The organism is Bacillus sp. UNC438CL73TsuS30 (assembly GCF_000482325.1).
GTDB lineage: Bacteria > Bacillota > Bacilli > Bacillales > Cytobacillaceae > Neobacillus.
In genome coordinates, this window is record NZ_AXVA01000036.1 from 20,897 (window position 1) to 33,954 (window position 13,058).

Genomic DNA, 13,058 nt, shown 5'->3' on the forward strand with positions numbered 1-13,058 from the left:
GCCCTCCCTATACTTTTTTGCTTTCTCTTTTTTCTCAAACTTCTAAACAAAAAGATCAGATGGAACATCTTCAAAAACAATTTCTCCATCCATCATCGTTAGTTTTACCTTTGTATCCTTTATCTCACTTACAGGAACATTGAATAAATTTCGATCAAGGACAATCAGATCAGCTAGTTTTCCTTGTTCTAGCGTACCTAAATCATTTTCTTTGAATACGCCATAGGCTGCATTTGCAGTATACGCTTTTAAAGCAGAAGCCAAGGAAACAGCTTCACTTTCATTCCATGGTTTTCCGTCTCCGGAAACTCTTGAAACAGCTCGATATAGTTCGAACATCGGATTTAATTCAACAATCGGGTAATCCGTCCCCAGTATAAGCGTTGCCCCTGTTTCCATTAAAGACTTTACTGGAAACGTATAGGGTTCTCTCCCTTTACCTATACAGGAAACATAATGATTTCTTTCAATAAGGCCCATATGTTCCGGTTGCATGGAAGGAAGAACACCTAATTCTGCAAAACGCGGAATGTCATCTGGATGGATCACTTCAATATGTTCAACAGTATGTCTAGAGTCTCTTTTTCCATTGATTCGCTGTGCCTCTTCAAAAACATCTAAAGCAAAACGGACGGCTCCATCACCTACGGCATGAAATCGAATTCGAAATCCTTCTTGATCTGCCTTTAACACCAAATCTTTCATTCTATCAGGTGGTTTATGCCCGCAAGTCTCGGGACGGTTTGAGTATGGCTCTACAAGATGGGCTGTGTGAGCAGTCACAATCCCATCTAAAAATTCCTTTAGCCCGGAGAACTGGAGCTTATCAAATTGATAGGTATCACGTAATCGTTTTGCCTGTTCAATGTCCGCTAATCCAGTTAAAAAGAAAATACGTGTGGTTAATTTTCCATTTTTAAGAAACTCTTCATATAAATCTAATTCATTAATTTCATAACCTGTCAAAGTAAAAATATCTGTAACGGAGGTAACTCCAAGTTTAGCTGCCTTACCAAGAAATCTGGTAAATATTCTTTCTCTTTGTTCACCCTGTAAAGTAAATGCCTTTTTTGCCACTAATGATAGGGCATTTTCATACAGAATTCCTGTTGGTTCTCCTTGTTCATCCCGTTCAATCACTCCATCAACAGGATCAGCCGAATCTCGATTAATGCCTGCTAACTCTAATGCTTTACTGTTAGCCCAGCCAATATGACCGGCAGCATGCAAAAGGAATACAGGGCGGTCAGGGATAACGGCATCTAATTCCGAACGGTGCGGTACCTGTTGATTCTCCCAATATGTATGGTACCAGCTAAACCCCAAAATCCACTGATCATTTGGCCTCTTCTCGGCAAAATCCCTCATGAGGGAAGCCGCTTCCTTAGCTGATCCCGCTTCAAGTAAATTGACAGTATCCTCCATGAGGCAGCCTAGAATCACATGTGTATGTACGTCATTGAACCCCGGCATAATCAGATTATCGTCAAAACGATAGAATTTAGTTTTCGGTCCTATATATGGCTCCATTTCAAGCTCACTACCAACACAGGCAATTTTATTTCCTATAATTGCAATAGATGCCTTCCTTGGACTGTCATCAACCGCCGTAAATACTGCATTGCTGGAAAGAATAACATCTGCTTTAACCTCTACATGCATGTTTTTCACCTTCCCTACCCCTCTTTGATCTATTATTCGTTACTTATACGATTCAATTTAATAGAAAATTAAACCTTTCCAAAAAAAATAAAACGATCGAGGGATCAGAAACTCAGTTAGCACCTGGTTGCATGATACCTCAATCTTAGATATTCTTAAGCAAAAACAGCTATATCTTTTTTTGTTTCACTATACGTAATATTTACTTCAACATTTTTGTCTTTTAGATAAGATAAAAATATTTTCGGGTCAATGCATTGCTCCGCAGGCTTAACTCCCTTTTCCGTTACCTCTCCATTCAAAATCATTTGCGCTGCAATGGAAGCAGGAATGGCAGTGCCATATTGGGTACCGCTCACATCCCACTCAGGCTGATAATCAGTGAGCATTTCTAATTTAACAGATGCCTTGTTTCCGTTTTTCCACCCTTTCACCTCAACCAACAATACATCTTTCCCCCACTGTGGTTTTTCTTTAGCTACTAATACATTTTGTAATAAAGACACAGTTTGACGTCTAGGTAGGATACTATTCCCTGCAATTTCGACTGGTTCTGTTTCTAACAAACCTAGTGCATCCAATGTTTTGATTTTTTCAATTGTAGCCGGGTCCCAAGAATCCTTATACGTGATGTTCTTAACTTCTGGAAAGCTAGTTGGCAAAGTTGCTAATTCCGAATGAATGATGGAGTAGGTTTTTTGTACCCCAATATCTTCATGGAAGACTGTCAGCTCCTCATCCGATAGCGGCGGAATTTCAGTAAGGACGCCATCTTTAACGGCCACTGCATTTTTTATGGCTTCATCGATGATGGTATCTACCGCAAAAGCGAAGGTAGCCCCCGAGGAGGTAGAGCCGAAACGAATATGGATCTCTTCGGCAGAATCCAGCATTTCTACACCATAACGACTGAAAACATTGGATGCTCCTGGATCGGACCCCATTCCCACAATCGATAGGATATTCGCTTCCTTCATTTCCTTATCCAGCTTTAACTGTTCATTGGTCAGTTTATATAACCCGCCTAAATCAAGAACGCTGATTCCCACAGCAGCCGCTGCCTTCATAACTTCAATATTAAAAACATAGTTTGTAGCATTGACACAAACCTTTCCTTGAAGAAGGACTTCTTCCGTTTTTTCTTGATCCTTAATATTTAAAGGGGTAATTTCGATTTGATGATTCGTTTTTGCCTTCAACTCTTCTAATCTTTTAATATCCAAATCCGCAGCAATTACCTTTACACCGCTTTCAACTAAATCCCGCACAATTACCTGCCCGATTGTCCCTGTTGCACCTAGTACGACTACTTTATTCATATTGAATTCCTCCTCATTCTTTTTTCGTAATAAAAACATTTTTTATTTATCGATCGTGTTTAAGAACTTTTGTATTCGTTCATGTCGATTTTGTTTACTAAAGAATTGGTCTGAAGGGGCCTCGCAAAGAATATTTCCTTCATCCATAAAGATAATCCGGTCTCCCACTTCACGTGCAAATCCCATTTCATGGGTTACCACCACCATGGTTAACCCTTCTAATGCCAAATCTTTCATAACCGATAACACTTCCCCTACCAGCTCAGGGTCAAGTGCAGATGTCGGTTCGTCAAACAATAATAGTTTTGGCTTCATAGCGAGAGCTCTTGCGATCGCTACACGCTGCTGCTGCCCTCCGGACAGAGAATGTGCGTATTGATCCCATTTATCAGACAACCCCATTTTGCCGAGTAAGATCTTGGCCTCTTCAATTGCCTGATCTTTCTTAATCCCTCGTACCTGTACGGGGCCCTCAATAATATTTTCTAATACCCTCTTATTCTGAAAAAGATTAAAAGACTGAAAGACCATACCAATCTCGGCACGAAATTTACTAATTTCTTTCGGAGTATATTCCTTTCTCTTCTTTGTTGAATTTTTATATAAAATAGACTGACCTTCTAATACAATATCTCCAGATGTGGGTGCCTCAAGTACATTCATTGTTCGAAGCAAAGTACTTTTACCGCTCCCGCTCGGTCCAACGATTACAACAACCTCGCCTTTATGAATCGTCAAATCGATTCCCTTAAGAACCTTTTTTGCACCAAATTCTTTTTTTACATTTAGGACTTCCAAAATATTGGGCTTAGTGGAAGGCACTTCATGATTAGAGGATGCCTCAAGATTAGCTGCTTGCAGCATTTCTATAATCACCACGCTTTTCTAGATAATTGACTAACAATGCCAGCGGATAGTGTAACAGCCAATAAATAATGGCAACTAGTGTAAAAATAAGTATATTTTCAAAGGTTGCCGCAACCAGGATTTGTCCCTGGTACATGAGCTCGGACACAGTGATTACTGCGGCCAAGGAGGAATTCTTTGTTAAGGTAATCGCAGAATTCCCAATGGCCGGCAGCATATTTCTAATGGCCTGCGGTAAAATAATTCTTCGCATAGCCTTCGAATAATCCATTCCAACAGCCATAGCAGCCTCCATCTGACCTTTGGGAATTGACAGAATTCCGGCCCGGAATGTTTCAGCGAGGTAGGCGCTTTCATTAATGGATAATGCCACAATGGCCGCCTGAAAAGCAGTCATTTGAATCCCTAATTCCGGAAATACAAAATATACATACATTAATTGGACCAGCAAAGGTGTTCCTCTTAAGATACTGATATAGACACCACAGGCTTTATTGATTAGCTTATTATTTGAAAGCCTCCCCAGTGCAACAAGCAATCCAAGAATAAGGCCAAGAATAAGCGAGATTACAGTTAATTCAATGGTTATATACGTCCCTTGTAACAACTGCGGAGAAAAAGTTTTTAACCCTTCGATGAATTTGTCCATTTATCATTCCCCATTTTTTTCATAATCGTAGTCGAGCTTCCATTTCTTATAGATCTCTTTTAAGGATCCATCCTCTTTCATATCTTTGATCGCAGCATTCAGTTTGTTCAATAAATCTTTATTTTCCTTATTTACTCCAATTCCAATATTTCCAAACAGCTCTGGCTTATAATCATCTACGATATTTATTTTCAAACCAGGATTAATTACTTTCATATATTGAAAAATCGGCTTATCCGATAACATTGCATCTATTCTTTTATTCTCTAAATCTTTTACCATATCTGCAGATGCTTTATATGATTTAATATTCAATTTTAGATTGCTGGCTTTCTTATCTAACATGGCCTTATAGGATGTTCCCATCTGTACGCCAACCGTTTTTCCTTTTAACTGCTCTAATGTCTTAGTGGTATGATCTCCTTCTTGAACAATCAAGCCTTCACCATATCCAAATACAGGGTCCGTAAAATCAATAATCTTTTTTCTTTCCTCTGTAGTATACATAGCGGCTACAACTGCATCAGCTTTTCCTGTTTGAACGGATGGAATGAGTGCTGTCCATTCCATATTTTGCAGTTCAATTTTATAATCCGTTCTCTTTCCAATTTCCTTAATAACATCAATAAGCAGGCCATCTAGTTTGTGAGTTTTCGTGTTAAGATAAGTAAAAGGAACACTTTCGCTGTCTGTAGCAACACGAATGACTTTTTCATTCGTCCCCTTTTTGTCTTCTTTTCCGCTAGTGGTGGACTGCCCGCACGCTGATAGAACGAATAACATAATCAATCCTATAAATATTGCTAAGTTTTTTTTCATTCTCCATTTCCCCCTTATCGTGTGATGAAAATGCTTTCATTTTACTTAAAAAGCAAATCCCCTTTAGTATTTTATTGTGCAATAATCGTGCCAAGATGCAATTATGTGAAAAGTAAGTCATTACTGAATTTTCCGCAAAATAAAGACATGCTTGATGGCATCGCGCATCAACCTGGATGCATTTCTGCATCTAATCGGCAAAAATCACCTTATATTTGCATAAAAAGGAGTTAACTTCCTACTTTATCCTGCTTTTAAATATCATTCTGCTGGAGATGACTCCGCAATCCATACTTTTGTAACTTACGAACAATGGTGGATTGATTGACCCCCAAATTATTCGCCATTTCCCTCGTCGTTGAAAAGCGTGACATCGCCTTCAAAATAAGTCCCTTTTCGGCTGTTTCCATGAACTCCGTTAAATGAGGAAGTTTTCCTTCCTCCTTTTCAACCTCATGAAGATACAATGAGTCTGTTCTTTTCTCTTCAAAGAACAAAGACTTCTCTAAGACAATCATTCTTTCAATCGCATTTTCAAGCTCTCTCACATTTCCGGGCCATGAATAGTTTAATATTTGTTCCAATTGTCTGGATGAGGGCTCTACATTTTTTTGATACTTCTTATTAAATTTATCAAGGAAATGATAGACAAGCGCTTCTATATCATCCTTTCTTTCTTTCAGAGCTGGAATTCTAATTGGAACAACATTGATTCGATAGTATAGATCTTCACGAAAGGACCCATTTTTAATCATTTGACTCAGATCTTTATTTGTTGCGGAAATAATTCGAACATCGATCTTATGCTCTTTTGTTCCTCCAACTTTTAAAATCACTTTTTCTTGCAAAACCCGTAATAGTTTCACCTGTAAAGATACTGGCATCTCGCCAATCTCGTCCAGAAATATAGTCCCTTTATCAGCAATTTGAAAAAGTCCTAATTTCCCTCCCTTTCTTGTACCAGAAAAAGCCCCTTCCTCATAGCCGAACAGCTCAGACTCTAATAAGTTTTCCGGTATCGCTCCACAGTTAATGGTAACAAACGGCTTATCATTTCGATGAGATAATAAATGAATTTGATTGGCAACCATTTGTTTCCCTACACCCGTTTCGCCCAAAATGAGAACAGAAGTATCTACAGAGGCTACTGACTTAATAAGCTCAAACACATCTTCCATCGCTTTACTTTTGTATATGAAGGGTTTATCCTCGTATTTCTCTTGCTTAATTCGCGCCACCTCTCTTTGGTAACTATCAAATAAAGTCTTGGTCTCTTGTTGTAACTTTTTTAAATGCTCAATTTCCGAAGAATGTTTCGTAATGGACACGACACGTACAATTTCTCCCAATTCATTCTTAATAGGAATGGAATCAATTTGAAACATTTCACCCGTATTTGTATATTGTAATCCGCTCTCCCGCTTGCCTGACTTAATTACTTTTGCCGTGATGGATGGATAAAAGACTCTTTCTCTCTCTAAATCAAAAACATTTTTCCCCAAGTGCTGCTGGTCATCATAGGAGCTGACCCGTATAACATTTCCTTTTTCATCTGTAACAAAAATACTCTGATAAAACTCATCAAAAACGGTCTGCATTTCTTTGATAATCCATTCATCCTCATTAACCACTTGATGCATCCTTTTCCAAAATTCCCAATCAATTACTCCCTTAACCTTCCCCTTTGAATCGATTACAACAACAACCTTATTGGCATCATAGTTTATTTGGCTCGCTTCTTCATCCGTTACGACTGAAACACCTGTCAATAAATTTTCTATCGATATTGAATTGAGTTCTGCGAAATTGATAGCCTTTAATTGGTCATATAGCGTATTTCGTTTTATACATCCAATAATTTCTTCTCCTCTTGTTAATAGAAACCAGTGATAATTGCTCTTAATCGCTTCTAAATAAATGATTTCAACAGTGGCAGGCCATGTGATACAAACTACATCCTTTATGAGATATTCATCTACCTTCATGATCGGTCCCCTCCTTATTCAATAAAAAATTTATTCATATCACGAATATTAGTCTTTAGATATCAATGGTCACCTTATGTTGGAGTAATGGGAAATGAAGAGGTTGTTGGTTACAAGTATTCGACAAGGACCAGCAGTTTCCTGCCTTTTGGAAACAGCCCTTTTGCTTGAGTGGGGGTAAACCACTGGCCTCCAAAAAAATTTTTGTCGATAAATTGTTTTCATTAAAAGGAAAATCTTGATAGATACTCCCTTTATCGGTAGAGTCAGAGCCCTTATAAATATGTAATGGTTTTAAAAAGGAGAAATTCCCTTGGATAAAGCCATGCACATTGGAGAAGTGATCAAAGGGTTAATCGGAAGTTTTGCGCGCAAAAAGGCACAACTAGTATACTAATTACTAGTTGTGCTTTTGATTTTTCTTATGTCTTTCTATCTTTTCGCAAGTTTTTGATTGTCCGTAAGTGGGGGTCAGAACGCCGGTTTTAAGAATATTTAATTCTTAAATGGGTTCGGTAATAGAGCAATAATAGGAGCAAAAGTATACCAACAAAAATAATAACACTGTCTAATTTTTTATTATGAATATACGTATTGCTTAACCCATATAATTTCAGTCCAAGAAAGCCTCCACCAGCATTTGTAATTACATCTGTGATGTCTGTCGCACCAATCGCGAAGATAAATTGAATGAATTCAAAAGTAAGACTTAAAACCAGTATCAAAGCAAACTTAGCTAAAAATCCAACATTTTTGAAATTGACATTCAATAGCAAGCCAAAAGGAATAAAGATTATAACATTTTCTATCATCTCTCCGAAACTTCCATTTACGATTGAAGGAGCAGCAAATGGAATCAAGTTAACACTTCTATGGTGATAGGTAAATACTGTCAAAATATTGTATTGTAATTTGAATAACACTAACCAGATTAGTATCACTAAATACAAAGCTAGCAATCCTCTAGATACTATTTTCCCCATATAATCTCCTCACATTTTTTAAGTGTATAAAAAATATACCCGATTTCCAACATGGGTTTTATGTTAAAAAGCTGGTGTTACCCCCAAAATAGTGCTCGTACCATAGCCGCCATCCAGCATTCTGGTGGCATTGAGCTTTCAAATATTGCCAATTCCCGCCCCAATAATCAATTCCAGTTAAAAAGGCCTTAGGAAAGTCTTTGCCAGTTTAATAATCGGTGAACCACTGCCGGTTCCCTATATCTAGTATTTTTCCTTTTCCATCCCAAAGTAATCTATTTTTTGCTTGTTATCATTATAACGTCTTGGGGGGCTGACCCCATAGCCCATTCTTTTAAATACGGGCTTGTAGACCTAGTTATTTAACCAGCCACATAAAGGAATATTACATAGGCTAAGTCTAACATTACGTTTTTAAAATGAGGGGAATAGGCGTATGCACCAGCATTTGTATATGAATTTAAAGGGGAGCGGGCAACTATTTAATAACCAAATTTCAGTACGACCATTCTATTCACAGCCCCAAATATCCATACTTGGAGGATTAAATGGTCTTGGGATTCCCGTGGGTTGGAGTGGTCGAGTCGATCCAGCTGGTTGGAACGATCCTCAGGGTTTAAAGGGGTTTGATCGTATGGAACAACCTGTTAATTGGGCTCCCCCCTCCGGCCAAATGGGTATGACAGAACAAGAGTCTTCTTCAAGTTGGACAACACCGGCTGACAATCATGATTACACGTCTCAAAAGCAACCCGGGAATGGATTGTCGGTGGTCAATCATGACGATTGGGAGTCGCAAGAACAGCCGGTCAACTGGACACAGCTTCCCGTACTTCCAAGCTTCCTACCTCTAGGTCAGCCCAACCCTTGGGTACAACCAATCAACCCTGCAGGGATGTTCACACAAGGACCTTCTCTAGGTTGGGACCCATCAGCCGGCAATAAGGGTTTCCACCCGCAAAAAAAGCCCTATCCTTGGGCGCAATCGGTCAATCATGCAGGGATGTTCGGACAAGGGCATCCCGCCGCTTTGCTGCCTCCGTCCGGCAATCCTTTTGGTTTCGGCGCCAGTGGGCAGCAAGCGAACTGGGGCGGTTTTGGAAACCCTACAGGATGGGGCGGGCAGGTAAATCCCATGGGATGGGGTGGTCCGTGGGCCCCGATGGGATGGGATAAAGGCCGGCCGGGAATACTAGGGGGCTTACTTAAAGTGGGAAAAGGCACCATGAATGGAATAGGAATGATTAGTAGTCTAATCAGTGTGGGAAAGTTCCTATTTTAGTGAATGAGGTCGAGGGGGGAACATTCCGCAGGGACGGTTTTTCCCCGCCTCGCTTCCAGTTCCCATGGTTACCGCCACAAATCTGTCATAAAATCCGCCGAACCACCATGTCCTTTTCTCTCCTTTCTCTTTATATAGAGGGTGAAAGGGTGGTGCAATAAAATGAATTTAAAATCAGGCCAAATTCAACGATTCGCGGAGTATTCTCAATTTAAGAATCTTAAAGAGTTTAACAACCATATGGAAATGTGGTTAGTAGAGCATAAGCAGGAATTTACGAAGGGCGAATTGGTAGGGTTAAAGCGGCTGGTTCGTTTTTCCGCCAAAATCCCTGGAGTCTGTAATGCGAAAATCGGCACCATGTTAAAGGCCATCCATGAAGAATACCATGACCATGGCATTTCCCGCTCAACCTTTAAACGAATGATCCAAAAGTCCATCAAATTCGGCATCCTGACCGTTTATGAAACCGAAAGAAAAAACGGCTCCCAGTCCAGCAACTTATACCTATTTAATCGTTTTCCACAAAATGAACCACCTAAACAGCAAGAGTTGAACCACCCTATTAAAACTAGTAATCTTTCTGAAACTAAAAAACAAGAGATAAATAAACGTAAGGAAGAACCGTTCAATTTGGATCATACTTTTACAAAATATCGAGTTCCAAAGCAGTTCGTCCAGCTTGTAAAATACTTTTTCGATGATGCAAAAACCATCGAGGAATTCTGGAGAATGACCCAAATTGCAGCGTATCGCGGTAACCGTGAAAAAGAGAAGGATCAGGTCTTAGAGGTCGCCATCGAATCATTTAAGCAACTTATTCGCAAACTGAAGTCCAATCAAAAAGTCAAAAAACCAATTGCCTATTTCCACGGCATCTTGGAAAAGAAATTTGATGATCTTTATTTTGCAGAAATATATGAAATGTGGATTAGCCAACCAAATGGTTAAAACCAACACCTTTCTTTACGAATCGACAGCTAACGACGCGTATTTTTTCAATCAAACGTTTGATTAAAACCAGGACAAAGCCTTTTGGAAAACGAACATGGTCCTGTTTCCGAGGAAATATTTTGTCGATAATATCGTTTAGCTTTTCCCGATTTTTCTCCCAAACGATCAAACAAAGACTTTATCTCGCATAATTGTACCAATTTCGACAAAATGGGCTTCTACACAAACGTTTGATTAGAAACTGAGCAAACCCTTCTAATATAAAGGTTTCTTAATGGAAAGATGCAAGAAGATTGTCGGAAGTTTGTACAGAAACTGGTGAATGCTAAAATCAAAGCACCTAAATATTCAAAAACCCGTCCTGCGATGGTATTCAACTTACTTCCTTTAAAAAAAGAATTCTTGTCCTAAATGAAGTAACCAGCGAAAGTAAAATAACCGGAGATTTTTCCGTTAGATGCAGAATGGAGCCCGTTTCGGGATAAATAAGGGAAGGTTTTCCGATTATGCAAAGAAAAATCCCCCATTTTCACGTTTTTCGAGTCAATAGGCGAAATCTTTACCTCTATTTAAGCTATTTTAAATGTTAATTACTAATTAAGCGAAATTTTTCCGTCTATTTATCAGATCGCGGATAACCACAGGAACGGTTCTCCTAGTCTAAATAAGCCGCAATAACCGTCCCCCGTGGTCTCTGGCCCCACTAACCTATAAAGAAAAACACATTGAATTGGGGAATTCAATGTGTTTTTCGGCAACTTCTCAAATGAGAAAGGTATTTTTTTATTATTCAGGTTTAATAGTTTTAAATTCAGCAATCGTTTCAGGGGTATTGGTGCCTTCTTTTCCTTTGAAATGGTCGATATTAACGGTCACATCCATGCAGCCAAGGTATTTTCCATTTTCATCACGTACTGCCATGAATTTTTGATAAATTTGACCAGTTTCACCAGAGCGTTTTGGGAACCAAAATTCCCATTCGTCGCGTGTTCCTGAACGGAAGTCATTCAACAATTTTTCAACGTGGTGAGCCACTTTTGGGTGAAGCTCAAGCACAGGGCGGCCAATCGCTTCTTTACGGCGACCATGCACGCGGTTTGGATTATCCGAATACCAGCGGAAAATATCGTTGGCATCGCAAAAACCCATTTCAAATGGCAAAAGTTTGATGATTGAATCCAAAGTGCTGGCTTTAATCGCACCAGTTTCAAAATTAATCACAGCTTCAGGACTAATTAAATCCGACAATTTTTCTTCAAACATATATATACCTCCTTAATGAGGGTAAAATAATGTAAATATTAGTGAGCAAGAAAATCGCCCATTCATATTATAATCTTTTTATTATTATTAGCAAAAGGAGTATTTTGGTATAAAAGGTGAAGCTAGTTTCTAGTAAATTTTTTGTCGGTAAAATAGCTTCGTTTTTTCGATTTAATCTCCACTTCTTCAAAAATCAGCATAATCCCACAAACTTTGACTTTTTCCTCCAAATCAGGTGTCATTGTAAGAGTTTGATATATTGAAATACATGGCATAACAGTAATTAAGCATTTTCATGATATTTTTTGGATGGTGATGGATAGTTTCAACCAGTAGATGGACGTGGTTAGTCATAAGGCAATAGGCGTGAAGATGAAAGGAAAACACAAGATATTGGGTTTATTCATAGGTTTATTTCATGTATAATAGGAATATAATAAAAAAGAGAAGTGCTCCAACACTTCTCCATGCAACTATTACCGTCAGGGTGGTAGTTGTCTGTTTTATATTTTTGGTGAACCACCCTTTTGCTTGCGACGGCGGGTGGTTTTCTTGTTTTCTAGAAAGTTTTTCCGAAAGAAATAAGCAGCCACTTCACGTAGCATTCCCTTCAGAACTTCTCGTAGGATTTCAAGAAATGTTTCCATGATTATCACCTCCTTTCCTGTAAACGGAAAGAAGACTGACAACCCACCACCCCAACAATATTCAGTTGCAACTCCATTCTAACACTTTCTATAAATACAATAACCTATCAATCTTCGACAAAATTTGCATCCACCTCATCGGCAAGTTAAACTCTTTTCTGTTCCAACCCTTTTTATCAACCATACTTTAGTGCTTTAAATTTTAGCTGAGTGAGGGTCTGACCCTGAGATTTAAAGGTTATCTTTCTTATTTCCCTATCCATGCTGATGGTCTATCTCTATTATTTACATACGAAAGGAACTCTAATTTCCAATATGGTCTTACTATGGAAATCGCATAAGAAAGTTATGATGGCTATTTTTGGATTTGCAGCCTATAGTTTGGGAGTGTTTTACTTAGGTTTTAGGAAGGGAAGAAAAAGGTAAAAGTATTGGATAACCTTTAATTTCGTTATATATTCAATTCCTTACAGGTCATCTTACTAAAGGTTACGCGTATATTTATTAATGTGGTATTTGTTTTATTTGATAGAAAAATTCCTTATATAAAACATGAAAGATTGGAGGACACTCTATGAAATTATGGATGAGGATACTTGTTACATTAGACATTCTTATTATTTTGGGT

General features: G+C 38.6%; 12 protein-coding genes and 1 pseudogene. 2 read left to right on the forward strand and 11 right to left on the reverse strand.

Annotated features, from left to right (window positions below; all coding sequences use genetic code 11):
• Positions 1–42 precede the first annotated feature (42 nt).
• The 8 genes and pseudogenes from M028_RS0112675 to M028_RS34070 form a co-directional block, all read right to left on the reverse strand.
• Complete coding sequence (locus M028_RS0112675) at positions 43–1,662, reverse strand: amidohydrolase (protein ID WP_026574222.1); 1,620 nt, start codon at positions 1,660–1,662, stop codon at positions 43–45.
• Positions 1,663–1,817: 155 nt separating this feature from the next.
• Entirely contained in the window at positions 1,818–2,981 is a 1,164-nt protein-coding gene (locus M028_RS0112680; protein ID WP_026574223.1) for a saccharopine dehydrogenase family protein, read from the reverse strand.
• A 42-nt stretch (positions 2,982–3,023) separates the two neighbouring features.
• Positions 3,024–3,782 (reverse strand): amino acid ABC transporter ATP-binding protein, encoded by a 759-nt coding sequence (locus tag M028_RS0112685; protein WP_026574224.1) that lies wholly within the window; start codon positions 3,780–3,782, stop codon positions 3,024–3,026.
• Positions 3,783–3,828: 46 nt separating this feature from the next.
• The gene (locus M028_RS0112690) at positions 3,829–4,497 is read right to left on the reverse strand and encodes an amino acid ABC transporter permease (protein ID WP_026574225.1); all 669 of its coding nucleotides are present in this window, start codon (positions 4,495–4,497) and stop codon (positions 3,829–3,831) included.
• 3 nt (positions 4,498–4,500) lie between these two features.
• Positions 4,501–5,316, reverse strand: a complete 816-nt coding sequence (locus M028_RS29910) for a substrate-binding periplasmic protein (protein WP_051591024.1) — start codon at positions 5,314–5,316, stop codon at positions 4,501–4,503.
• Positions 5,317–5,570: 254 nt separating this feature from the next.
• Complete coding sequence (locus tag M028_RS29915) at positions 5,571–7,301, reverse strand: sigma-54 interaction domain-containing protein (RefSeq protein WP_051591025.1); 1,731 nt, start codon at positions 7,299–7,301, stop codon at positions 5,571–5,573.
• A 485-nt stretch (positions 7,302–7,786) separates the two neighbouring features.
• Complete coding sequence (vanZ-A, locus tag M028_RS0112710) at positions 7,787–8,284, reverse strand: glycopeptide resistance protein VanZ-A (protein ID WP_026574226.1); 498 nt, start codon at positions 8,282–8,284, stop codon at positions 7,787–7,789.
• 115 nt (positions 8,285–8,399) lie between these two features.
• A pseudogene (locus M028_RS34070) lies at positions 8,400–8,552 on the reverse strand (class I SAM-dependent methyltransferase); the annotation flags it as partial.
• A 411-nt stretch (positions 8,553–8,963) separates the two neighbouring features.
• On the opposite strand from M028_RS34070, the gene M028_RS33580 reads away from it, so the two are divergent.
• Both M028_RS33580 and M028_RS0112720 read left to right on the forward strand, forming a co-directional pair.
• Entirely contained in the window at positions 8,964–9,566 is a 603-nt protein-coding gene (locus M028_RS33580) for a hypothetical protein (RefSeq protein ID WP_442852786.1), read from the forward strand.
• Between the two features lie 162 nt (positions 9,567–9,728).
• Positions 9,729–10,517, forward strand: a complete 789-nt coding sequence (locus M028_RS0112720) for a hypothetical protein (protein ID WP_026574228.1) — start codon at positions 9,729–9,731, stop codon at positions 10,515–10,517.
• Between the two features lie 789 nt (positions 10,518–11,306).
• Here M028_RS0112720 and M028_RS29920 read toward each other — a convergent pair.
• The 3 genes from M028_RS29920 to M028_RS33345 form a co-directional block, all read right to left on the reverse strand.
• On the reverse strand, positions 11,307–11,783 hold the full coding sequence (locus tag M028_RS29920; RefSeq protein WP_051591026.1) for a PAS domain-containing protein: 477 nt from the start codon (positions 11,781–11,783) through the stop codon (positions 11,307–11,309).
• A gap of 231 nt (positions 11,784–12,014) precedes the next feature.
• Positions 12,015–12,170 carry a transposase gene (locus M028_RS32105; RefSeq protein ID WP_155925594.1) on the reverse strand — a complete coding sequence of 52 codons (156 nt, stop codon included), beginning with the start codon at positions 12,168–12,170 and terminating at the stop codon, positions 12,015–12,017.
• Between the two features lie 116 nt (positions 12,171–12,286).
• A complete protein-coding gene (locus M028_RS33345) occupies positions 12,287–12,430 on the reverse strand; it encodes a hypothetical protein (protein WP_197031416.1) in 144 nt (47 codons plus the stop codon).
• Between the last annotated feature and the right edge of the window lie 628 nt (positions 12,431–13,058).

What these genes read in the sequence shown, in the direction of transcription:
- M028_RS0112675 (WP_026574222.1), bottom strand. Translation starts at nt 1,662, where the DNA reads ATGCATGTAGAGGTTAAAGCAGATGTTATTCTTTCCAGCAATGCAGTA.
- M028_RS0112680 (WP_026574223.1), bottom strand. Translation starts at nt 2,981, where the DNA reads ATGAATAAAGTAGTCGTACTAGGTGCAACAGGGACAATCGGGCAGGTA.
- M028_RS0112690 (WP_026574225.1), bottom strand. Translation starts at nt 4,497, where the DNA reads ATGGACAAATTCATCGAAGGGTTAAAAACTTTTTCTCCGCAGTTGTTA.
- M028_RS29910 (WP_051591024.1), bottom strand. Translation starts at nt 5,316, where the DNA reads ATGAAAAAAAACTTAGCAATATTTATAGGATTGATTATGTTATTCGTT.
- M028_RS29915 (WP_051591025.1), bottom strand. Translation starts at nt 7,301, where the DNA reads ATGAAGGTAGATGAATATCTCATAAAGGATGTAGTTTGTATCACATGG.
- vanZ-A (WP_026574226.1), bottom strand. Translation starts at nt 8,284, where the DNA reads ATGGGGAAAATAGTATCTAGAGGATTGCTAGCTTTGTATTTAGTGATA.
- M028_RS33580 (WP_442852786.1), top strand. Translation starts at nt 8,964, where the DNA reads ATGACAGAACAAGAGTCTTCTTCAAGTTGGACAACACCGGCTGACAAT.
- M028_RS0112720 (WP_026574228.1), top strand. Translation starts at nt 9,729, where the DNA reads ATGAATTTAAAATCAGGCCAAATTCAACGATTCGCGGAGTATTCTCAA.
- M028_RS29920 (WP_051591026.1), bottom strand. Translation starts at nt 11,783, where the DNA reads ATGTTTGAAGAAAAATTGTCGGATTTAATTAGTCCTGAAGCTGTGATT.
- M028_RS33345 (WP_197031416.1), bottom strand. Translation starts at nt 12,430, where the DNA reads ATGGAAACATTTCTTGAAATCCTACGAGAAGTTCTGAAGGGAATGCTA.